The 22,015-nt window shown below is 67.1% G+C and carries 21 protein-coding genes; 9 read left to right on the plus strand and 12 right to left on the minus strand.

Translation table 11 applies throughout. The features are described 5' to 3' along the window. Window positions 1-23 precede the first annotated feature (23 nt). Window positions 24-545, minus strand: coding sequence for an O-acetyl-ADP-ribose deacetylase (locus tag QF040_RS03020; protein ID WP_429609782.1), 522 nt, complete (start codon window positions 543-545; stop codon window positions 24-26). Window positions 546-722: 177 nt separating this feature from the next. Between QF040_RS03020 and QF040_RS03025 the strand changes: the two genes are divergently transcribed. After that, window positions 723-1,727, plus strand: coding sequence for a sialic acid TRAP transporter substrate-binding protein SiaP (locus QF040_RS03025; RefSeq protein WP_429609783.1), 1,005 nt, complete (start codon window positions 723-725; stop codon window positions 1,725-1,727). A gap of 145 nt (window positions 1,728-1,872) precedes the next feature. On the opposite strand, the gene QF040_RS03030 is transcribed toward QF040_RS03025, so the two are convergent. The 6 genes from QF040_RS03030 to QF040_RS03055 form a co-directional block, all read right to left on the minus strand. After that, the gene (locus QF040_RS03030) at window positions 1,873-2,256 is read right to left on the minus strand and encodes a nuclear transport factor 2 family protein (protein WP_429609784.1); all 384 of its coding nucleotides are present in this window, start codon (window positions 2,254-2,256) and stop codon (window positions 1,873-1,875) included. Between the two features lie 99 nt (window positions 2,257-2,355). Then, entirely contained in the window at window positions 2,356-3,255 is a 900-nt protein-coding gene (locus tag QF040_RS03035) for an amino acid ABC transporter substrate-binding protein (protein WP_429609785.1), read from the minus strand. A gap of 8 nt (window positions 3,256-3,263) precedes the next feature. Then, complete coding sequence (locus QF040_RS03040) at window positions 3,264-3,695, minus strand: VOC family protein (RefSeq protein WP_429609786.1); 432 nt, start codon at window positions 3,693-3,695, stop codon at window positions 3,264-3,266. 168 nt (window positions 3,696-3,863) lie between these two features. After that, window positions 3,864-4,223 (minus strand): hypothetical protein, encoded by a 360-nt coding sequence (locus tag QF040_RS03045; RefSeq protein WP_429609787.1) that lies wholly within the window; start codon window positions 4,221-4,223, stop codon window positions 3,864-3,866. A 105-nt stretch (window positions 4,224-4,328) separates the two neighbouring features. Beyond that, a complete protein-coding gene (locus QF040_RS03050) occupies window positions 4,329-5,741 on the minus strand; it encodes a GTPase/DUF3482 domain-containing protein (RefSeq protein ID WP_429609788.1) in 1,413 nt (470 codons plus the stop codon). Beyond that, entirely contained in the window at window positions 5,738-7,129 is a 1,392-nt protein-coding gene (locus QF040_RS03055) for a DUF2868 domain-containing protein (protein ID WP_429609789.1), read from the minus strand. The genes QF040_RS03050 and QF040_RS03055 overlap by 4 nt, the downstream gene beginning before the upstream one ends. A gap of 439 nt (window positions 7,130-7,568) precedes the next feature. Between QF040_RS03055 and tssE the strand changes: the two genes are divergently transcribed. Then, entirely contained in the window at window positions 7,569-8,159 is a 591-nt protein-coding gene (tssE, locus tag QF040_RS03060) for a type VI secretion system baseplate subunit TssE (RefSeq protein WP_429609790.1), read from the plus strand. A 73-nt stretch (window positions 8,160-8,232) separates the two neighbouring features. Beyond that, window positions 8,233-10,113 carry a type VI secretion system baseplate subunit TssF gene (tssF, locus tag QF040_RS03065; protein ID WP_429609791.1) on the plus strand — a complete coding sequence of 627 codons (1,881 nt, stop codon included), beginning with the start codon at window positions 8,233-8,235 and terminating at the stop codon, window positions 10,111-10,113. A gap of 123 nt (window positions 10,114-10,236) precedes the next feature. On the opposite strand, the gene QF040_RS03070 is transcribed toward tssF, so the two are convergent. Continuing rightward, complete coding sequence (locus tag QF040_RS03070; protein ID WP_429609792.1) at window positions 10,237-10,818, minus strand: TetR/AcrR family transcriptional regulator; 582 nt, start codon at window positions 10,816-10,818, stop codon at window positions 10,237-10,239. Between the two features lie 92 nt (window positions 10,819-10,910). Between QF040_RS03070 and QF040_RS03075 the strand changes: the two genes are divergently transcribed. Beyond that, complete coding sequence (locus QF040_RS03075) at window positions 10,911-11,339, plus strand: VOC family protein (protein ID WP_429614605.1); 429 nt, start codon at window positions 10,911-10,913, stop codon at window positions 11,337-11,339. A gap of 13 nt (window positions 11,340-11,352) precedes the next feature. Here the strand turns inward: QF040_RS03075 and QF040_RS03080 are convergent, their stop codons facing one another. Beyond that, the gene (locus tag QF040_RS03080; protein WP_429609793.1) at window positions 11,353-13,209 is read right to left on the minus strand and encodes an ABC transporter ATP-binding protein; all 1,857 of its coding nucleotides are present in this window, start codon (window positions 13,207-13,209) and stop codon (window positions 11,353-11,355) included. A gap of 71 nt (window positions 13,210-13,280) precedes the next feature. Continuing rightward, complete coding sequence (locus QF040_RS03085; RefSeq protein ID WP_429609794.1) at window positions 13,281-14,216, minus strand: LysR substrate-binding domain-containing protein; 936 nt, start codon at window positions 14,214-14,216, stop codon at window positions 13,281-13,283. A gap of 100 nt (window positions 14,217-14,316) precedes the next feature. Between QF040_RS03085 and QF040_RS03090 the strand changes: the two genes are divergently transcribed. Beyond that, window positions 14,317-15,144, plus strand: coding sequence for a DODA-type extradiol aromatic ring-opening family dioxygenase (locus tag QF040_RS03090; RefSeq protein WP_429609795.1), 828 nt, complete (start codon window positions 14,317-14,319; stop codon window positions 15,142-15,144). 45 nt (window positions 15,145-15,189) lie between these two features. Further along, window positions 15,190-16,062, plus strand: a complete 873-nt coding sequence (locus QF040_RS03095) for an alpha/beta fold hydrolase (protein WP_429609796.1) — start codon at window positions 15,190-15,192, stop codon at window positions 16,060-16,062. Window positions 16,063-16,081: 19 nt separating this feature from the next. On the opposite strand, the gene QF040_RS03100 is transcribed toward QF040_RS03095, so the two are convergent. Together QF040_RS03100 and QF040_RS03105 are read right to left on the minus strand one after the other, a co-directional pair. Further along, complete coding sequence (locus QF040_RS03100) at window positions 16,082-17,086, minus strand: Bug family tripartite tricarboxylate transporter substrate binding protein (RefSeq protein ID WP_429609797.1); 1,005 nt, start codon at window positions 17,084-17,086, stop codon at window positions 16,082-16,084. Further along, window positions 17,083-18,078, minus strand: coding sequence for a Bug family tripartite tricarboxylate transporter substrate binding protein (locus tag QF040_RS03105; protein WP_429609798.1), 996 nt, complete (start codon window positions 18,076-18,078; stop codon window positions 17,083-17,085). The genes QF040_RS03100 and QF040_RS03105 overlap by 4 nt, the downstream gene beginning before the upstream one ends. 165 nt (window positions 18,079-18,243) lie before the next feature. On the opposite strand from QF040_RS03105, the gene QF040_RS03110 reads away from it, so the two are divergent. The 3 genes from QF040_RS03110 (at window position 18,244) to QF040_RS03120 (ending at window position 21,979) form a co-directional block, all read left to right on the plus strand. Next, window positions 18,244-19,701: an FAD-dependent oxidoreductase gene (locus QF040_RS03110; protein WP_429609799.1), complete on the plus strand. Its 1,458-nt coding sequence runs from the start codon at window positions 18,244-18,246 to the stop codon at window positions 19,699-19,701. An 82-nt stretch (window positions 19,702-19,783) separates the two neighbouring features. Next, window positions 19,784-20,629, plus strand: coding sequence for an IclR family transcriptional regulator (locus QF040_RS03115; RefSeq protein ID WP_429609800.1), 846 nt, complete (start codon window positions 19,784-19,786; stop codon window positions 20,627-20,629). Between the two features lie 54 nt (window positions 20,630-20,683). Next, window positions 20,684-21,979 (plus strand): aconitase X, encoded by a 1,296-nt coding sequence (locus QF040_RS03120; protein WP_429609801.1) that lies wholly within the window; start codon window positions 20,684-20,686, stop codon window positions 21,977-21,979. Window positions 21,980-22,015 lie beyond the last annotated feature (36 nt).

Below are 22,015 nucleotides of genomic sequence, written 5' to 3' on the forward strand. Positions count from 1 at the left end.
GCGGGACCGGATGACGGCAGTTCTCAACCAGGAGGCGATTCGGCCAGCGCAGCCTCGTACACCGCCAGATCGGCCGGCGAAAAGCAGCAGAAGATGGCTTCTCGCAACGACGGAATGCCGTCAGCCGCTTGGCGCACGGTATTGACCGCGATGCGGGCCGCGAGATCGATGGGATAGCCGTAGATGCCGGTGCTGATGCTCGGAAACGCGATCGTCTGCATGCCGCGTTCGCGCGCGATCGCCATCGAACGGCCATAGCAGGACGCGAGCAGTTCGGGCTCGCCCGAAGTGCCGCCGCGCCACACCGGCCCGACCGTGTGAATGATGTGTCTGGCCGGCAGGCGATGGCCCTGGGTCAGCTTGGCGTCACCCGTCTTGCAGCCGCCCAGCAGGCGGCATTCGTGCACGAGGTCCGGTCCCGCGGCGCGGTGGATCGCGCCATCGACGCCACCGCCGCCGAGCAGCGACGAGTTCGCCGCATTGACGACGGCGTCGACCTGCAGCGTGGTGATGTCGGCGCGCAGGGCGCGCAATGCAGCTGGCATGGCTCGACTTCTGAATACGGGTGGGGACACCATCGTATGCCCGCAGTCGGGCAAACCCCGGTTACCACTTTTGTTTCAAATCCTTACGATCCGTACGCCGGACTCGTTCCGGCGGCCGACCGGTGCTCTGGCGCGCAATTTGCACTGTGTTGACCTTCTCAAACCGAGGGAGAGTTCATGAAAAGCTTCTTGCCGTGGCGCCGGGCGGGCGTCCTGCTGATGGCATTGGGTGGCGTTGTCGCGAGCGTGGCCGCCCAGGCGCAGGTGCTGCAACTGAAATGGGGCCATGTCTTCGAGCCCGGCAGCATCTTTCACCAGCAGGCGGAGCTGGCGGCACGCAAGATCGGCGAGCAGTCCGAGGGCAGGATCAAGATCGAGGTGGTGCCCTCGTCCAAGCTGGGGCAGGAGGGCGACTTCGCCCTGATGCTCGCCAACGATTCCATGCAGATCGCCTACGTCGGGCAGGCCACGCTGGCCGATGTCTATCCGCCGCTGCGCCTCGGGAGCTACCCCTTCGCCTTCAAGGACCTCGCCCACATGCGCAAGTACCTCGCGAGCCCGCTGCTCGCGGAGCTGATGAAGGGCTACGACGAGAAGAGCGGCAACCACATGGTCGCGCCGGTGTATTACGGCGCGCGGCAGGTGACGTCGAGCAAGCCGTTGCAGAAGCCCGAGGACTTTCGCGACCTGCGCCTGTACGTGCCCGACGCCTCGGCTTACCAGCTCTTCGCCACCGCGCTCGATGCCAAGCCCATCACGCTGCCCTTCATGAGCCTCTACGGCTCGCTCAAGAAGGGCGAGGTCGAAGCGCAAGAGAACCCGCTGGGCACGGTGAAGGACAAGCGCCTCTACGAGGTGCAGAAATACGTGCAACTGACCGGGCACATCTACGACACCCTGGGCATCGTCATCGGCAAGGCCGCGTGGGCGAAGCTGACGCCGGCGCAGCAGGCGATGGTCGAGAAGACGTTGGTGGAAACCGCCAAGTGGACCAACGTCGGCGTGATCGCCGGCGAGCTCGAAGACGAGCAGTTCCTGCGCGGCAAGGGCATGACGGTCTCGCCGGTCAACCGGCAGGCGTTCCTCGAGCGCATCGCCAAGCGCTCGACGCCCGAGCAGTTCGGTGCGCGGCCGGGTGACTACGCGAAGCTGCAGGCGCTCGGCGGCGGCGGCGCGAACTGAGCGGCTACCAGAGCCAACGCACAACGCCGAGGCGTGCGGCGCGGCCGGAAGCGGCTGCGCCGGCTGCCGCTGATGCTCGAAGACCTGCTGGAGAGGTGACTCCCTTAGGGGGCGAACAGGTCACCAAGCCTGCTCAGATAAAGGGTCAAGGCGCCACATGGGTGTGAAAGATCTTGCTGACCACCGTCCATCTGCCTTCGACTTTCAGAAGATGAAAGAAGTCGGTAAAGCAAAAGCCCGAGACATCGTTGGTGTCGATGCGCGCGCTTGCAGCGGTGCCGACGATGTCGACCCTGACGATGGCACCTTGGGCTTCGGGCGATGGGCGAAATCCGCTGTCGATGCCGTCGAACAAGGCTTGGATTGCGCCGCCGGCCAGCTTGCCGTCGCCACCGACGCTGAACATCGTCGCCTTGTCACTGAAGGCCGGCTTCATGATGCTGCTCTTGGCCTGCTTGCAGCCTTCGTTGTACTTGTTCAGCACTTCGACAATGGATTGGTATTCCGGTACGTAGGTGGGCTTGCTCATGGGGTCGCTTCCGGTCGTTGAAAAGAGTTTTTGGAAAGCTGAAAAAAGCCGGGATGGATGGATGAATCGCCTGACGCATGAAGCGAGCGATGCTGCTCACTACCGCACCTCGTACGCTTCCATCGGCTTGTCGGTCGGATTCGCCCAGGCTGCTTTGGTTATTTCCGTCGCAGGCAGTCCGACGATGGCGTTCTGAGGCGGGATCGGCTTCATGAACCATTTGTCGTAGATGCGTGCGACCTCGCCGCTTCTGGCCATCGTCACGATGCTTTGATCGACGGCTTTCTTGAAAGCCGTATCGCCCTTGGGCAACATGATCGCAATGGGCTCGGTGCTCAGGACCTGGTCGAGCAATCTGTATTGAGCGGGTTCCTTGCTCTTGGATATCAATGTCGCGAGGATCTGCCCATCCGCGACAAACGCGTCGGCCCGGCCGGTCTCCAGCAACAGAAATCCCTCGCTGTTGTCCTTGGCCATCAACTCGGTCGCGTCGCTCTTGAGCTTTCGCACCAACTGGACCGATGTGCTTCCGGACGTGGCGGCGACTGTCTTGCCGGCAAGCTGGGTCGTCGACTTGATGGGCGAATTGGCTTTGACTGCGATGCGAACCCCCTCGACATAGAGCGTAGGCGCGAAGGCAACTTCTTTTTGCCGTGCGGCGTTGTTGGTCGTCGTGCCGCATTCGATATCGACTGTGCCGTTCTGGACAAGCGGGATGCGGTTCTGCGGCGTCACCAACTGGTATCGCACTTCCAGCTTGTCGAGCTGCGCCGACTTCTTGATGTCGGCGATGACGCGTTCGCAGATTTCGACATGGAAGCCGGTGTATTTGCCGGGGCCCGTGGTGAACGAAATCGCGCCGGAACCATCGCGCACACCCATCGTGATCACATCGGTGTCCTTGAGCTTCTTCAAGGTATCCGTCTCGGCGGCAGCCGAGGCGCCAAACAATACCAAGGCAATGGCCGTCGCCGCGCTGAGCAAATTTCGAGTTTTCATAAGGACCCTCATTTCGCAAAGAGCGAGCTCAGGTCCGCGAAAGACTTCATCTCGATGGCATTGCCCGAGGGGTCCAGGAAAAACATCGTGGCCTGCTCTCCCGGCTCGCCTTTGAACCGGATGTAGGGCTCGATCACGAATGCGGTCTTTTGCGTGACCAACTTGTCAGCCATGGCCTGCCATCTGTCCATGGGCACGATTGCGCCGAAATGACGAACCGGCACCTGATGGCCGTCGACGGCACTGCTGCTTTTGTGGCCGCACTCGTCAGGCGCCAGATGAGCAACGATCTGGTGGCCATAGAAATCGAAATCGACCCACTCCGGAGCGCTCCGCCCTTCGGGACACTCCAGCAGATCGCCGTAAAAGGCTCTGGCCTCGGCAATGTCCCGCACCGGGAAAGCGAGATGGAATGGAATGCGTTGCGCTGCTTCGATCATGGTGCGTCGTGGGTTGAAGTTGGAATGACGCAACTTTAAGAACGAAGATGCATAACCGAAAGCGATATATATCTTCGCTGAGCCCCACCATTCGTGATGTTTCGACAGCCAGCCCAGAGCAGCGCAACTCATGGGACGACGACCTCGTGCCCGCAGCGGCGGGCTTCCTCAGCGGCCGCCGCCGAATGAATTGACGTGCACCTCGACGATGTCGACAAATTCGGGCAGTTCCAGCAGGAACTCGGGGTCGCGCGCCAGCGGCGCCACGCGCAGCGGATCGCCGCGCGTGGCGTGCATCGCCTGCATCTCATCGATCGAGCGCCAGAACGACACGGTGCGGAACTCCGCCACGTTGCCGTTCAGCTTGCGGAAGTACTGCACGCCGAGGCAGTCGGGCTTCTTCGCGATCTCGGCGATGCCGTGCTCGACGCTGTAGCGCAGGTATTCGTCCGCCCGCGCGATGGGGGTGCGGCCCTCCCAGATGCGCCCGATCAGCGGGGTGGACAACAGCTTGCATTCGACGGCCATGGGGTCTCCTTTCGATGTGCCGGTGAACATCGTTGGAAAGCTCGGCCGTTTGCAGCGGTCCGTGCGTAGGAGCCGGCCAACGCCGGCTGCAAGCGAAGCCCGGCGTCAGGCTTCGAAGGCGGGGAGCAGGGCGCGCGACAGGTCGGCAACCAGCGCTTCGCGCTGCGGCGAGGGGCGCCAGAAGCTGCGCGTCGCAATGCCGGTCGATTCCCACTCGGGGTGGTTGCGCGCGGGTTGCGCGCCGCGCACCGCGGCGGCCGCGGCGCGCGTGGGCGCATCGCCGTCCTCGGGCGTCTCCGCGCTGATGCGCTGCGTCGCCGCATGTCCGCGCTGCTCCAGTGCCTGCGTGAGCTTGAGCTGCCAGGCGACCAGCGTGAAGAGCACGCCGTCTTCCACAGTGACCTCGTGCACGTCGCGCAACTTGTTGGCGAGCTTGCGGCCGAGTGGGCCCCAGCCCTGCGACACCGCGCCCCCGATGGCGCCGCCCAATGCCGCGCCTGCGCCGAGCGAGATGCCCGCCACGGCGAGATCAGCCACCACCCCCACAGCGGCGCCGATGACAGCGCCCTTGCCGAGGCGCAGGCCCGCGTCCTTCATCGCTTCGGGGCTGAAGAAGTCGAGCGTCCAGCGGCCCTCGATGGCCTGCAGCGGCGCTTCGTCGGCATCGCCCTGGCGAAAGCCGTAGAGCGCGAGCAGGTCGTCGGTGCAGCGCTGGGCCTTGTCGAACACGGTCTTGCGAAGAGCCGCGACGAGCGCTTCGCGCCGCGCCGCGTCGGAAAATTCCGTGGCTGACACCGTGCGACGGATCGCGGCCGCATCGACCAACAGCGCAGCGATGCGCGTGCAGGCGGAGCGGCGGCGCTCGGCGGCTTCGGTATCGAGGAAATCGGCCACGCCACGCAATTGGTCGCGGCGCTCGCGCAGCAGCGTGGCAAGGTCGTTGTAGAGGTCGCGCTCGGCGCCGACGAAAGGCGCGGCCGCATCGAAGCGCACCTGCACATGCAGGCCGTAGGCCGACAGCAGTTCTTTCCACGCCGCCTCGCGGCTGGCCGCATCACGCACGAAGTTCAGCACCGGCAGCACGGGCCGCGCACAGGAGTTGAGCAGCTCGATCTCGTCGCGGAACTTCGGCAGCACCGGCTCGCGCACGTCGATGACGAGAAAGGCCGCGTCGATGTCGAGCATGGTGCGCAGCACCTTGGCTTCCTGCTCGAACACGCCGTGGGCTTCGGGGCCTTGCAGGAACCGGCGGATGCGCTCGGGCGGCGTGGCTCCTGCGTCGAAGCCCGCGAGGTGTTCGCGCAGCGCCACCGCGTCTTCGAGGCCTGGCGTGTCGAAGAAGCGCACCGCCGCCTCGCCGTTCACATCGAGGTCGACCGATTCGACATGGCGCGTGGTGCCGGGGCGCTGCGACACTTCGCCGAAGTTGACGCGCCGCGTGAGCGTGCGCAGCAGCGAGGTCTTGCCCGCGTTGGTGTGGCCGACGACGGCGATGCGGATGGCGGCTTCTTGCGTCATGGGGCGCGCAGTCCTTGCAAGGCGGTGTCGAGACTGTCGCTGGCGGCGATGCGTTCGAGGCCCGTGTCGCGCAGCCAGTCGATCCAACGGCCGGCTGCGCCTGCGCCGTTTGCGTCCGCCAGCCAGAGCCGGCATTCGCCGCAATGCGCGAGCACTTCGCGGAGGAACCGTTCGGTGCCGCGGTCGGGGCTCGATGCGGCGTGGCACACCAGCAGCACGGCGCGCGGGCGGGCTTGCGCGAGCTGATCGAGCAGCGTGCGGCGGGCGGGGGCACTGCCGTCGATGCGCAGCACCTGGGTGGCGTCAGTCGGCAGGGCGGCTGGGGGCCACGGCATGTCGGGCGGCAGTTCGAAGCCGATGACGAAGAGCGCATCCTGCAGTTCGGAAGGCGCCAGCCGGGCGGGAGCGGCGCCGCGCATGCGCCCCGGATCGGCATCGACGATGGCGGCCGGCGCGAGGGCGGCGAAGCGCGCGAGCAGCTTGCGGTAGTACGGCTCGCTCCAGTCGGGCTGCAGCGCCTTGCGGCGGCTGCGCCAGACAGCGGCGCTCAACAGCACCAGCGCGAGGCGCGGCAGCAACCCGTAGACGACGATGCAGCCGGTCAGCCACATCGCCCAGGTGCGCTGGCCCGCGGCGCCCGGCGCGGCCGAAAGAACCGTGGCCGCATCGGGCACCGGAAAACCGAGCTGCGAAGGCGCCCAGCCGAGCATCTGCACCGCGCGCACGAAGAAGGCCGGATCGAGGATCGTCGTCTCCCAGCTCAGCGTGTAGCTGCGGAAGGCCAGCGCGAACAGCATCGCTGCCAGCACCACGGCGAACGACAGCGACCAGATGCCGTGGCTCACGAGCCCGAAGGCCCAGGGCAGCAGCCGGGCGCGAGTCAGCAGCCCCGTGGTTGCGCGCAGCAGCAGCGGCGCCTGTCCGCGCTTGCCGCCCGCCACGCGCGCGGTGAGCGACAGCCAGATCCAGCCGAGCGAGGCGGTGCCGAACGATCCCGCCGGCAGCCACAGGCCGATGAGCCAGAGCAGCAGCGTGAGCGCGTGCAGGCCCAGCAGGCTCACGAGCGCAACGATCACGTTGATGTGCCGCTCGCCGCCGCCGACCACGTTGCCCGCGAGGCCCAGCCCCGCGACAACGATCAGCCCCACGAGCCCGAGCAGCACCCAGGGCGCCCAGTGGCGGGCGCGTGCCATTTCAGATGGAAGTCCGATGCGTTCGCCCAGGTGCAGGGCGCGTTCGGTGATGCGGGCGTGGCCGTCGCTTGCATGCGAGGCGGCGATGCGCAGGGCCTGCGCGTCGTCGAGCGGACCGGTCTCTTCGGTCCATCGGATCGCCTCGGTGATCACCGCATCCGGAAAGGCAGGTTCGCGCAATGCGGTGTTGGTCAACAGGGTCCCTTCGCTGATATGCCCTGCGGAGTGCCGGGGCGCGGGAATTATGCCCGCCGCCCTGTGAGCGCCCATGAGAAACGGGGCCGCATGCGGCCCCGTTCTCCACGGGATGTCAGGTCGAAAAAGCGCGATGCGTTCTCAGCGCAAGCCGAAGAACGACAGCACGGCAACAACGACCACGACCAGACCGACGATGTAGATGATGGAATTCACGCGAGGGCTCCTCGTTGATTGGGATGAATCAAGGATGGGACTTCGGCGCGATGGGTGATGTCGGCGAGGGGCGGCCTGTCCTGTAGGACTCGCAAAGCGCGCCGCTGACGACAAATCCCCGCTTTGCGCGGCTTTGTCAGCGCGTGCGGGCAGATGTGACCATTGTTTGCAATGCGCCGTCCGCATCCACGCAAGACTCTGGCCCTTCCAGAAAGGCCCAGCCATGCGACCTGCCGAGCAGTCTTCTCCCTTCACCGGCTCTCATCCCGCACACCCCGGGGCCCGCTCGCTCCGGCCGGCCGATGCCCCGGCGGTGCATCCCAACGCGCAATTGCTCCCCACGCTGTTCGACCGCCTGCGCGACGAGGCCCCGAGCCGCACCAGCGAGCTGCCTTCCGAGTACGCCGTGACCCCCGCGCAGATGCGCGACATCGTGCAGCGCGACCTGGCCTACCTGCTCAACACCACCAACGCCGAAGACCTGATCGACCGCACGCGGCATGCCGAAGCGGCGTCCTCGACCATCAACTTCGGCGTGCCGCCGCTGGCGGGCAGCTACCTGTCGGAGCGCCGGTGGGCGGACATCGAACGCATCATCCGCCGCGCCATCCAGGACTACGAGCCGCGCCTGATTCCCGAAACGGTGACGGTCGTGCCGCTGATGAAGGAGGGCGGCGCGGCGGGTGAATACAACGTGCTGCTGTTCGAGATTCGCGCGCTGATTCACCTTCGGCCTTATCCGCTGGCCTTCACCGTGCAGAGCGCGGTCGATCTGGAGACCAACCGCATGCGCGTGATCTCTTCGGCGCGCTGAGCCTTCATCACCACGCCACACCACACCACACCGCATCACCACCAACAACTTCATTCAGGGAGAACACACCGCCATGGACCCGCAACTGCTCGACTACTACAACAAGGAACTGGTCTACATGCGCGAGGCCGCTAGCGAGTTCGCTGCCTCGCACCCCAAGATCGCGAAGCGCCTGGGCATGCACGGCATCGAGGTGGCCGACCCGTATGTGGAGCGGCTGATCGAGTCGTTCAGCTTTCTCTCGGCGCGCATGCAGATCAAGCTGGACGCGGAGTTCCCGCGCTTCACGCAGCGGCTGCTCGAAGTGCTTTACCCCAACTACCTGAGTCCCACGCCGTCGATGGCGGTGGCGCAGCTGCACCCGAGCGTGAAGGAGGGCGACTTCACGCGCGGCTTCGTGGTGCCGCGCGGCACGGCCTTCCATGCGCGCGTGCCGGCGGGCGAGGAAACGCCGTGCGAGTTCCGCTCCAGCCAGGACGTGACGCTGTGGCCTATCGAGATCGTCGATGCGAAGCTCACCGGCGCGCCGCCCGACATTCCCGCGCTGGAGCGCTACCTGCCGCCGCATGTGCAAGTGACGGGCGCGCTGCGCCTGCGCCTCCGCACCGTGGGCGAGATGGGTTTCGGCGCGCTGGTCGGGCTCGACCGGCTGCCCATCTACCTGCGCGGCAACGAGCACGTGGCCTCGCATCTGTTCGAGTTGCTGCACACCTCGGCGGTCGCCACCTTCGTCGGCGAACCGGGCAAGCTGATGGAGCGGCCGCACGTGGTGACCGACGGGGCGCTGGTGCACGAAGGACTGGCGCCGGGGCAGGGGCTGTTGCCGCTGGCGTGGAACACCTTCCATGGCCACAACCTGCTACACGAATACTTCGCGTGCCCCGAGCGCTTCTACTTCTTCACGCTGACCCAACTGGCGCCGGGGCTTGCGCGGGCGCAGGGCAAGGAGGTTGAAATCCTCGTGCTGCTGAGCAAGCCGCCGGGCGCGTTGGGTGCGCTGGTCGATGCCGGGCAGTTCGCGCTCTTCAGCACGCCGGTGGTCAACCTCTTTGAGCGGCGCACCGATCGCGTCGAACTCAATGCGGCGCAGCCCGAGTTCCACCTGGTGCCCGACCGCTCGCGGCCGCTCGATTTCGAGGTCTATTCGGTCCAGCGCATCGCGGGCCAGCAGGCGCAGACCACGGCCGAGCTGGAGTTCCGCCCGCTCTACCAGACGCTCAATGAAGACGAAAGCAACCACGGCCGCTACTTCTCGGTGCGCCGCGAGCAGCGGCTCGCCTCCGACACATCGCGCAAGTACGGCACGCGCACGCCCTACATCGGCACCGAGGTGTTTCTGTCGCTGGTCGACCAGCACGAGGCGCCGTATCCGGAGAGCCTTCGCTACCTGTCGGTGAAGGCGATGCTCACGAACCGCGACCTGCCATGCCTCGTACCGCGCAACGGGCATTCCGACCTCGCGGTGTCCGATTCGATCCCGGTCTCGGCGGTGGGCCTGATCCGCCCGCCGAGCATTCCGAAGTCGCCGTTCGCGCAGCGCGAAATCGCGTGGCGGCTGATCCGCCAGCTCGGCTTCAACCACCTGCCTCTCGCCGACATGCCGCACCGCGAGGGCGCGCAGGCGCTGCGCGACATGCTGCGGCTGTTCGTGTCGGCCGACAGCGATGTGCTGCGCCGGCAGATCGACAGCCTCGTGGGCTCGCGCATCGAGCCGGTGACGCGGCGCCTGCCGGGCTCGGGGCCGTTGATCTACGGGCGCGGCGTGCAGTGCACCTTGAGCGTGGACGAAGAAGGCTTCTCGGGCACGAGCCCATATCTGCTGGGGCTGGTGCTGGAGCACTACCTCGCGCGGCACGTGAGCATCAACGTGTTCACGCAGACGACGCTCGAATCGATGCAGCGCGGCACGGTGGCCAAGTGGCCTGTGCGCATGGGTGGGCGGGGGATCGTCTGATACCCAGCGCGTTCGAAAAGATAAAACCGTTCACGCTGAGCTTGTCGAAGCCCCGCGCGAGGCTTCGACAAGCTCAGCGTGAACGGTTTTATGGATTGGTCGCCAATTCGGGATAAGGGCTGGTCAGCGTTTCTTGACAGGCCCCAGCGCCTGCTCGACCAGCCATCGCATGGCGGTGCGAACCTCCTTGGCGTCGGCGCCCGCATCGATCTCCAGCGCCGCGCGGTCGAAGGCGGCCGACAGCAACTGCGACAGCGCATCGACCGAGACTTCGCCGCGCCCCATGCCGGCGCGTTTCAGGCCCTCGCGCAGCGACTGCGCCGCGTTGGCATCGTCGATCGCCATGGCCTCGGCCATGCCCAGCACAGCGGGGCCGTCGACCAGCAGGAGCCGCGTGCGGCCGGGCACGGTCATGGCGTCCAGGTAAGCCTCGCTGCCCTGGATCAGCGCCTCGCGCGGGCCCAGTTGCTCGGGGGCGGCGGCTTCGATGTCGGCGGCGACCGCCATCGCCTCGCGCGCCAGCACCTGCCGGAACAGGTCGCGCTTGTCCGCGAAGTGGTGGTACAGCGCGCCGCGCGTGATGCCCGCGGCCGATGCGATTTCGGGGGTGGAGGTGTCGCCGTAGCCCTTGCTGACGAAGAGCGCGCGGGCGGCTTCGATCAGGGCGAGCTGGGTGCTTTCGGTGCGTTCGCGGTTGGTGGCCATGGCGGGTAATTTACATGCAGGCTGTCTGTAGGTTAGTATTTAACGTACGTACAGTCTGTATGTTTTATGAAAGGACCTGTCCCATGCTTCCCATGAAAGTCACGAGCTACTACCCCGTCGTCATGACCGGGGACGTGGCCGGCACCGCCGCCTTCTACCAATCGCATTTCGGTTTCGTGCCGCTCTTCACCAGCGACTGGTATGTGCATCTGCAGCTGGAAGGCGAGCCGTCGGTGAACCTGGCCGTGCTCGACGGCCGCCACGAGACCATTCCCGCGGCGGCGCGCGGCCAGGTGGTGGGCGGGCTGCTGCTGAACTTCGAGGTGGACGACCCCGACGCGGTGCACGACCGGCTGAAGACGGAGGGCCTGCCGATCCTTCTGCCGCTGCGCGACGAGTCCTTCGGTCAGCGCCACTTCATCACGCGCGACCCGAACGGGGTGCTGATCGACATCATCAAGCCGATCCCGCCGAGCGGGGAGTTCGCGGCGCAGTACGAGGCCGGCGCCTTGCCGACCTGAGTGCGATCCGCAATCAGGCCCTGAGCGCCTCGTCTTCCTCGAGCGAATCGCCCAGGAACCCGCCGCTCTGGTGCGCCCACAGCCGCGCATACAAACCACCCTGCGCCATCAGCGTGCGGTGGTCGCCTTCTTCCACCACGCGGCCTTCGTCGAGCACGATCAGCCGGTCCATCGCCGCGATGGTCGAGAGCCGGTGCGCGATCGCGATCACGGTCTTGCCTTCCATCAGCGTGTAGAGGCTCTGCTGGATCGCGGCTTCCACTTCGGAGTCGAGCGCGCTGGTCGCCTCGTCGAGCAGGAGGATTGGCGCGTCCTTCAGCATCACGCGCGCAATGGCCACGCGTTGCCGCTGGCCGCCCGAGAGCTTCACGCCGCGCTCGCCCACGTGCGCCTCGTAGCCGCGCCGGCCGCTCGCATCACCCAGCGTCTGGATGAAGTCGTGCGCCTCGGCGCGTTTGGCCGCCGCCTCGATCTGCGCATGCGCCGCATCGGGCCGGCCGTAGGCGATGTTGTCGGCCACCGAGCGGTGCATCAGCGAGGTGTCCTGCGTGACCATGCCGATGTGGCTGCGCAGCGAATCCTGCGTGACGTGTGCGATGTCCTGCCCGTCGATGAGGATGCGGCCGCTCTCCAGGTCGTGAAAGCGCAGCAGCAGGTTCACCAGCGTCGACTTGCCGGCACCCGAACGGCCGACCAGGCCGATCTTCTCGCCGGGCTTCACCGTGAGGTTCAGGCTGTCGATGACGCGGCGGCCCGCATCGGCGTAGCGGAAGCTCGCGTTCTCGAAGCGCACTTCGCCGCGCGGCACGTCGAGCACCGCGGCATCGGTTGCATCGAGCACGGTGCGCGGGCGCGACAGCGTCTTCATGCCGTCCTGCACCGTGCCGATGTTCTCGAACAGGCTGGTCATCTCCCACATGATCCAGTGCGACATGCCCTGCAGCCGCAGCGCCATCGCGGTGGCCGCGGCCACCGCGCCCACGCCGACCGTGCCGTTCGACCAGAGCCACAGCGCCGTGCCCGCCATGCCGGCGGTGAGGCCCATGCTCAATGTGTGGTTGACGATTTCGAAGGCGCTCACCAGGCGCATCTGGCCGTAGCCGGTCTTCATGAATTCGCGCATCGCATCGCGCGCGAAGCCCGCCTCGCGCTGCGTGTACGAGAAGAGCTTGACGGTCGCGATGTTGGTGTAGGCGTCGGTCACGCGGCCGGTCATGAGCGCGCGCGCATCGGCCTGCGCCTTGCCGACTTTGCCGAGGCGCGGCACGAAGTACGCGAGCGCGCCGATGTAGAGCGCGAGCCAGATGACGAAGGGCCACACCAGCTGCGCATCGAGCACGCCCACCAGGATGATCATGGTCGCGACATACACGCCCATGGCCACCAGGACGTCGGCCAGCACGAAGATGGTGTCGCGCACCGCGAGCGCGGTCTGCATCACCTTGGCCGTGATGCGGCCCGCGAACTCGTCCGAGTAGAAGGCCATGCTCTGGCCCAGCATCAGCCGGTGGAAGTTCCAGCGCAGGCGCATCGGCAGGTTCACCGCGAGCGTCTGGTGCTTCACGATGGTCTGCAGCGCGACCACCAAGATGCTGACCACCAGCACCGCGGCCATCCACATCAGCGCATCGCCGCGCTCGGCCCACAGCCGCGAGGGCACCTGGCCGCCGAGCCAGTCGACCACGCGCCCGAGGATCGCGAACAGCGCCGCCTCGAAGATCGACATGACGGCCGTGAGCACCGCCATCGCGGCGATCTTGCCGCGCACGCCGTGCGTGCAGGCCCACAGGAAGGCGAAGAAGCCTTGAGGCGGCAACGGCGGTTCGGCGGCGGGGTAGGGGTGAAGGAGTTTTTCGAAGAAGCGGAACAAGGACACGATCTCCCAGAGAGCCGTGGACTTTAGCCGCGCCGGCATGACCTTGCCCTGAAAAGGTGCGTTGCCTATTTCTTGCGCGGTTTCGCGGCGGCCTGTGGCGTTGCCTTTGGTTCCAGCGCGCCGAGCCGCTCGCCCAGGAAGTCGATGAAAGTACGCAGCTTGGGCGCCATGTACTGCCGGCTGGTGTAGACCGCGAAGAGCGTGACGGGCTGGGCCTCGTAGTCCGGCAGCAGCCGCACGAGGCGGCCCGCCGCAAGGTCGTCGTCGATGAGCCATAGCGGCATGAACGCGATGCCCATGCCCGCGTGCACCGCGTGCAGCGTGAGTGTGGTGTCGTCCGAGCGCATCGCCGGCGTGAGGCGCAGCGGCAGCATCCGCCCGCCCGGCCCCTTGAGCGCGAGGTTGTCCAGGTTCACATAGCTCGGCACGATCGCGCCGAGCCGAGACAGGTCGGCGGGCAGCGCGGGGCAGCCGCCCATGCGCTTCAGGTAATCGGGCGTGCCCGCGAGGTGAAAAGGCACGCGGCACAGCGGCCGCGCGATCAACGCGGGCGAGGGCTCCTGCGTGGCGCGCAACGCGAGGTCGTAGCCATCGGCCGCGAGGTCGACCTTGCGGTTCTCCAGGTGCATGTCGACCAGCACTTCCGGAAAGCGCTCGCGGTAATCGGCGAGCACGCGCGCGAAACGCGGCGTGGCACACCACACCGGCGCACTCACCTTGAGCTGGCCGCGCGGCGCCTCGCTGGTCTGGCCGATGGCGGCTTCGGCCGCATCGAGCAGGTCGAGCGCGCGGCGGCTCTGCTCGTACCAGGCGGTGCCGGCTTCGGTCAGGCTCAGGTGGCGGCTGGAGCGGTGCAGGAGCCGCGCGCCGAGCGACTTCTCGAGCTGCGCCACATGCTTGCTCGCCATGGGCGGCGACATCGCGAGCCGCCCGGCCGCGGCCGTGAAGCTGCCGGCCTCGACGACCTCTCGAAACACGCGCAGGCTGGTCATGCGGTCCATCGATGGTTTCCTATGGGGAAATGATTCGATGCATCGTAGCTGGTCGATTTCCTTGGAGGAAATGTCTACAGTCGATCCAACGCTTTGAAGGAGCATCGACTTGACCCACGACAACACCACATCGCCCACCTCGCGCCTCCCGACGTACTTCATCTCCCACGGCGGCGGCCCGTGGCCATGGATGAAGAAGGAGATGGGCGCCACCTACGACCAGCTGGCCGCCTCGCTGGCGGACATGCCGCGCCAGATCGGCCGCATGCCCAAGGCGATCCTCATGGTGTCGGCGCACTGGGAGGCCACGGCCTTCACGGTGCAGGGCAGCGCGAAGCCGCCCATGATTTACGACTACGGCGGCTTCCCGCCCCACACCTACGAAGTGCACTACGACGCGCCCGGCTCGCCGGAACTCGCACTGCGCGTGCAGTCGCTCATCGCTGCGGCCGGCCTGCCGGTACAGATCGACCCCGAGCGCGGCTACGACCACGGCATGTTCTCGCCGATGGCAGCGATCTATCCGAAAGCCGATGTGCCGGTGGTGCAACTGTCGCTGCGGCGCGGGCTCGATCCGGCGGAGCACCTCGCGCTGGGCCGCGCACTCGCGCCGCTGCGCGACGAGGACGTGCTGATCGTCGGCAGCGGCTTGAGCTATCACAACCTGCGCAACTTCGGCCCGCAGGCGCACGGTGTCTCGAAGGCCTTCGACGACTGGCTCGATGCGGCGGTGGTGAAGGGCGCGCCGGCCGAACGCGCCGCGCACCTGCAGAACTGGGAAGCGGCGCCCGCCGCGCGCATGGCGCATCCGCGCGAGGAGCACCTGATTCCGCTGATGGTCGCGGTCGGCGCGGCCGAGGGCGATGCCGGCGAGCGCGTGTACCACGAGGACGCTTTCATGGGCGGGCTCGTGGTATCGAGCTACCGCTTCGGCTAATCCTGCGCGCTGCAGCGTGAAAGGGGCGCGCGGCAAAATCGCGCGATGCCTCTGACCCCCGACAGCCCAGAAGCGCTTGCAGCGCGCAACGAAATCGCGCGCATCGACGCGCTCTCCATTCACCACGACTCCGTTCACGAAGACGTGCATGTGCGCTGGCGCCGCTTCGGCACCGACACGACGAAACCGCCCATCGTGCTGCTGCACGGCGGCCACGGCAGCTGGATGCACTGGCTGCGCAATGCCGAAGCACTCTCTGCCGAACGCACGCTGCTCCTGCCCGACATGCCGGGCTTCCACGATTCCGATGCGCTGCCGCGCGTGGCACCCGGCGAAGACTCGCTGCTGCCGTTGCTCAAGGCGCTCGGCGGCACGCTCGATGCGCTTGTCGGCGCGGGCACGCCGATCGACCTGGGTGGCTTCTCGTTCGGCGGCCTCACCGCCGCGCGCTTCGCGGTGCAGCGCGGCGCGGTCCGCAAGCTCGCGCTGCTGGGCAGCGGCGGCCACGGCACGCTGCGCCGCATGACGGCGCAGATGATCAACTGGCGCGCCGCCCCCGATCGCGAGGCCGAGCGCGCCGCGCTCTTGCACAACCTCGGCGCGCTGATGCTGCACGACACCGCGGCCATCGATCCGCTGGCCTTCGAGATTCACGACATCTCGTGCCACGGCACGCGCTTTCGCAGCAAGGAGGTGTCGCAAGCCGGTGGACTCCGCAAGGCGCTCGACACGCTGGGCCTGCCGACGCTGCTGCTCTGGGGCGAGTACGACGTCACGGCCGATCCGCGTCCGCTGGTCGCGCAGCTCGCGAGCGAAGGACCGAATCGCGAAGGCGTTGTGATCGACGGCGCGGGGCACTGGGTGCAGTACGAGCGCGCCGCCGAGACCAACGCGCGGCTCTCGAACTTCTTCGGCTGAACTTCGCAGCCGCGGCTGGTTACTGCTTCGTGAGACCGAGCTTGCGGATTGTCTCGGCCCACTGGTCGTAGGTCGTGCGCGTCAGGTCGGCCAACTGCTGCGGGGTCGACGATTCAGCTTCGTACGCACCCTGGCGGAAGAAGTCGCGCGTGGCCGGCATCGCCAGCACCTGCGCGAGTGCGGCGTTGAGCTTGGCAACCACCGGCGCCGGCATGCGCGCCGGTCCGTAGAAGCCGAGCCAGCTCGCCATGTCGACGCCGCTCACGCCTTGCTCGGTCATCGTCGGCACGTCGGGCAGCATCGCGCTCCGCTTGGGCGCCGCCACCGCCAGCATGCGCACCTTGCCGGTGGCCGTGTTCTGGATGGCATTGGGCGCCGCGTCGAAGTAGTACTGCACGCGGCCCGCGAGGAAGTCCTTCGCCGCATCGGCGCCGCCCTTGTAGGGCACGTGCACGACGTCGAGGCCGGCCTGCCGCGCGAAGGCTTCGCCATAGATGTGCGACGAGGTGCCGGTGCCGAACGAGGCGTAGCTCATCTTCCCGGGGTTGGCCTTGATGTAGGCGATCAGCTCCTGCACGTTGCGCGCCGGCACGCTGGTGTGCACCGTCAGCACCAGCGGGCCGCGCGCGCCGAGCGATATCGGCGTCAGGTCCTTGAACGGGTCGTAGCGCACCTGCGCCAGCGTCTGTGGGTTCTGCGCCACCACGGAAGAGGGCGCGTACATGAAGGTGTAGCCGTCGGGCGCCGCGCGGATCACTTCTTCGGTCGCGAGGATGAAGCTCGCGCCCGGCCGGTTCTCCACGATGACCGGCGTCTGCAGCACCTCACCGAGCTTGTTGGCGACGAAGCGCGCCTGCGCATCGGAGGCGCCGCCCGCCGCGAGGCCGAGCACGATGCGGATGCTGCGGCCCTTTTCCGGAAAGGCCGCGGGCGAGGCTGCGAATGAAGACAGCGGCAGGGCGGCCGCGCCCAGAGCGAGCCACGTGGTCAGGCGGCGTCGGGTGATGAAAGACGAAGGGCTCATTGCTTGGCCAAGCCTACCTGCTGCACCATCGCGCCCCAGCGGTCGTAGGTCGTGCGGGTGATGCCGGCGAATTCTTCCGGCGTCGTCGCGCCCGCTTCGTAGCCGCCCGTGCGATAGAACTCGCGCACCTGCGGCATCGCCAGCACCTGCGTGAGCGCGGCATTGAGCTTGGCGACCACCGGCGCGGGCATGTGCGCCGGCCCGTAGAAGCCGAGCCAGCTCGGCAGGTCCAGGCCCGCGATGCCCTGCTCGGCGAAGGTGGGCACATCGGGCAGCGCCGAGATGCGCGCGTTCGACGCGATGGCCAGGATCTTCACCTTGCCCGAGGCCGAGGTGATGACCGCCGACGAGGCCGAGTCGAACATGTACTGCACGCGGCCGCCGATCAGGTCTTTCGCCGCGTCCGAGCCGCCCTTGTAGGGGATGTGCACCGCATCGACGCCGGTCTTCTTCACGAAAGCTTCTCCGTAGATGTGCGACGAGGTGCCCGCGCCGAACGAGGCGTAGCTCACCTTGCCGGGGTTCGCCTTCACGTACGCCACGAGCTCCTTCACGTTGTTGGCCGGCACCGTGGTGCTGACCGACAGCACCAGCGGTCCGCGCCCGCCCATCGAGATCGCGGTGAAGTCCTTGAACGGGTCGTAGGGCACCTGCGCGAAGGTGTGCGGGTTCTGCGCCATCGTGGAAGAGGGCGCGTACAGCAGCGTGTAGCCGTCGGGCAGCGCGCGCGACACCTCGTTGGCCGCGAGCATGGTGCTCGCGCCGGGGCGGTTGTCCACGATCACGCTGGTGCCCAGCACCTCGCCGAGCTTCTGCGCCACGATGCGCGCTTGCGCGTCGGTGCCGCCGCCGGCGGTGAAGCCCACGACGATGCGGATCGGTTTGCCGCGCGAGGGAAAGTCCTGCGCCATGGCCAGCGGCGCCAGGCCCAGCAGGGCCGCGGCGCTGAGGGCCGCGCCGAATGCACGGCGGCTGCCGTTGTGTTTCTTCATCGATGTCTCCGTTGGAATGTTCTTCTTATATTGATTTAGAAAATCATAAAAATCCAGATTAACTAGGGAATACCCCGAACAAACAGCTTTTCCAACCTTTTGTGCTTGACAAAATGAACATTGAAATCAAAATACGACGAAACAGCCCATCCAAGATATTCATCCATGAAAACTGTCGTCCGCACCGACGAGCGCATCCTGTCCTCCGACATCTTCGACCGCGACAGCCGCGTCAAGCGCCCTGACCACGGCAGCTGGGCCGAGCCCGGCAAGAACATTCCGGTCTATCACCGCTGCGGCGTGCTGGTGGTCGGCGGCGGGCCTTCGGGTACCGCGGCCGCCGCAGCAGCGGCCCGCGCGGGCGCCGACGTGGCGCTGCTCGAGCGCTACAACCACCTGGGCGGTTTGTCGACCGGTGGCCTCGTGATCTGGATCGACCGCATGACCGACTGGGAAGGCAAGCTGGTGATCCGCGGCTTCGCCGAAGAGCTGTTCGATCGCCTGCCCGCCGACGCCATTGCCGGTCCGCAGCGCGAGGACTGGGGCTCGCAGGACACGGCCAAGGCCGCGCACTGGTCGCAGCGCACGGCCGCGTATCACGGCGTCGTCACCTGGTCGCCCACCATCGACCCCGAGCGGCTTAAGCTGCTCTCGCAGGAGATCGTGCTGGAGCGCAAGGTCAAGCTCATCTACCACTCGTGGGCCGCGATTCCGATCGTGCAGGACGGCGCGGTGAAGGGCGTGGTCTTCGAGAGCAAGGAAGGCCGCATGGCCATCATGGCCGACGTGGTGGTCGATGCCACCGGCGACGGCGACCTGTTCGCCCGTGCCGGCGCGGCCTACGTGAACGACATCGAAGAAGCCGACGTGCACCACTGCATGAACACCTCCTGGCTCTTCGGCGGCGTGGACATGAACCGCTGGATCGAATTCAAGGCCGGACAGCCCGAGGCCTTCACCGCCTTCATGGCGCGCGGGCGCGAGGTGTGCGGCCTGTTCGAGCGGCCCTTCGTCTCGTGGCGCAACGACGTGGCGCTCTTCATGGGGCCGCGCCAGTCGGGCTATTCGGCGCTCGACGTGGACGACCTCACGGCCGTGGAAGTGCGTTCGCACCGCGCGATGGCCGCGCACCTCGATTACTTCAAGGCGCATGCGCCCGGCTTCGAAGACGCCTACCTGATGCTGAGCGCGCCGCAGATCGGCGTACGCCATGCGCGGCGCCTCTCGGGCGTGGGCGCGGTGCTGCGCAGCCAATGGCCCGACGGCGTGGCGCTCGGGGACGAGATCGGCGTGTCGCCCGCGGTGTCGCCGAAATTCCCGAACATCTCCATTCCTTATGGCGCGCTGGTGCCGCAGCAGCTCGACGGCCTCCTGGCCTGTGGCCGCCACATCTCGTGCGACCGCAACTCGCACGGCTTCATGCGCGAGATTCCGCAGTGCTGGATCACCGGACAGGCGGCGGGTGTGGCAGCGGCGCTGGCGTCGCGCGGCGGCATCGCGCCGCGCTTCATCGATGTAGCCGCGCTGCAGTCCGAATTGCTGGCGCAGGGCGTGTACCTGCGTGCTGGCGGCGAAGCAGCCGGGCAGGGCGCGGCATCCGTCGCGGCCGAGGCCAGCGTTTGATCCCTTCGCCATGAACCCGGCCGATCCGCTTTCGCCAGCCTCTACATTGCAGAGTCTTGCAAAGCGTTCAAAGGGTCCCTCCATGTCCAACGACAAAAACGACAGCTCTCTTTCCTCCGCCGACGCGACCGCAGATACGCGCGGCGAGCGCTCCGACACCGTGAGCGCGCTGGAGCGTGGCATCTCGGTGCTGCGCTGCTTCAGCGAAGAGCGTCCGGTGCTCGGCCATGCCGACGTGGCGCGCATCACCGGCATTCCGCGCCCCACGGTCAACCGGCTGGTCGCGACGCTGCTGTCGCTGGGCATGCTCAAGCCAGCGCAGGCGCCCGACCGCTTCATGCTCGGGCCCGGCGTGGTGTCGCTCTCGCGCGTGTTCCTCGGCAGCCTCGACGTGCGCGCCGCCGCGCGGCCCAGCATGCAGGCAATGGCCGAGGAGGTGGGCGCCTCCGTCTACCTCGCGGTGCGCGACGGCATGGAGATGGTGCTGATCGAAGCCTGCCGCCCGCGCTCGTCGATGCTGTCTGCGCGGCTCGATGTGGGTTCGCGTGCACCGCTGCCGAACTCGGCGCTCGGCCGCGCGTATCTCTCGGCACTGCCCGACGCGCAGCGCAACCAGCTGGTCGATTCGATGCGCCTCTTGCGCGGCCCCGAATGGGACGGCATTGCCGCGCCGATGACGCGCGCCATCGCCGAAGCCAGGCGCCTCGGCTACTGCCTCTCGCTGGGCGAATTCCACCGCGAGATCAACTCGGTGTCGGTGCCGCTCATCGGCCCCGACGGCGAGGTGATGGCGCTGAACGGCGGCGGCGCCGCCTTCGTGTTCACCGAAGACAGATTGCGCAACGAACTCGCACCGCGCCTGCACGACATCGCGCTCACGATCGCGCGCGACATCGGCGGGCATGTGCCCACGCCCTTGCCGGGTTAGCAACCCGGCCGGGGTTTCATTCCCCACGACGACAGAAGAACGGAGACACAGGTCATGCACCTGAGCAACGAAGAAAAAGCCATGTACGACGGCCGCGACGGACCGGCCGTGCAGAAGGCGATGGACCTCCTGATGCGCTACGGCGAAGCCCTCGGCGCCGAGCGACTGGTCGAGACGCGCAACGTCTGCGCCACCATCACCTCGACCACGCCCTTCCAGCGCGACTTCGCGCTTGCCAAGGGCGGCGGCATGGACGCGGTGTTCTCCGAATTCAGCCTCGACAGCCAGGAGACGGTCGAGATTCCCAAGTTCAAGGTCTTCACCAGCCACCTGCAACTGGGCTTCGACCCCGGCCAGCCCGAGCGCATGGGCGTGAGCGAGGAGATCGTGCAGTTCTACAACCGCAGCGAGCGCCACGCGGCCGGCCTCGGCGCGCAGATCATGAACACCTGCACGCCCTACCAGGTCGGCAACATCCCGACGCGCGGCGAGCACTGCGCGTGGATGGAATCGTCGGCGGTGGTGTATTGCAATTCGGTGCTCGGCGCGCGCACCAACACCGAAGGCCGCGAGAGCACGGGCGCGGCGATGCTCACCGGGCGCATTCCGTACTGGGGCTATCACCTCGACGAGAACCGCCGCGCCACGCATGTGGTCGAGCTCGACATCGAGGTCGAGTCGGTGCAGGACTGGGGCCTGCTCGGCTACTACATCGGCGAGCACGTGCAGGAGCGCGTGCCGGTGGTGCACAGCAAGCGAGGCATCGGCCGCGTGCCGAACCTGCCGAGGCTCAAGCACTTCGGCGCGGCTGCGTCGTCGTCGGGCGGCGTGGAGATGTATCACATTGCCGGCATCACGCCCGAGGCGCTGACGCTGGAACAGGCGCTCGGCGGCAGGGCGCCCGTCGAGGTGCTGCGCTACGGCGAGGCCGAGCGCCGCGCCACCTACGAGAAGATCAACGTCACCGGCAAGGACGCGGAAGTGCAGTACGTGATGCTGGGCTGCCCGCACTACACCATCGAGCAGATCTGGGAAGCCGCGCAGCTCATCGAAGGGCGCAAGGTGCATCCCGATTGCGAGCTGTGGATCTTCACGCCGCGCGCCATCAAGTCGCTGGCCGACCGCAACGGCTACACCAAGATCATCGAGGACGCGGGCGGCATCCTCATGACCGACAGCTGCTCGGCCATGAGCCGCGCCGTGCCCAAGGGCACGAAGACCGTGGCGCTCGATTCCGCCAAGCAGGCGCACTACCTGCCCGCCATCCTCGGCGTGCAGGCGTGGTTCGGCAGCACGGCGGAGTGCATCGATGCGGCCTGCACCGGCCGCTGGAACGGGGGAATGCAATGAGCTTCACGCTTGCGTTGTCTTTCTCCCTCCCCTTCC

The organism is Variovorax sp. W2I14 (assembly GCF_050435205.1).
GTDB lineage: Bacteria > Pseudomonadota > Gammaproteobacteria > Burkholderiales > Burkholderiaceae_C > Variovorax > Variovorax paradoxus_C.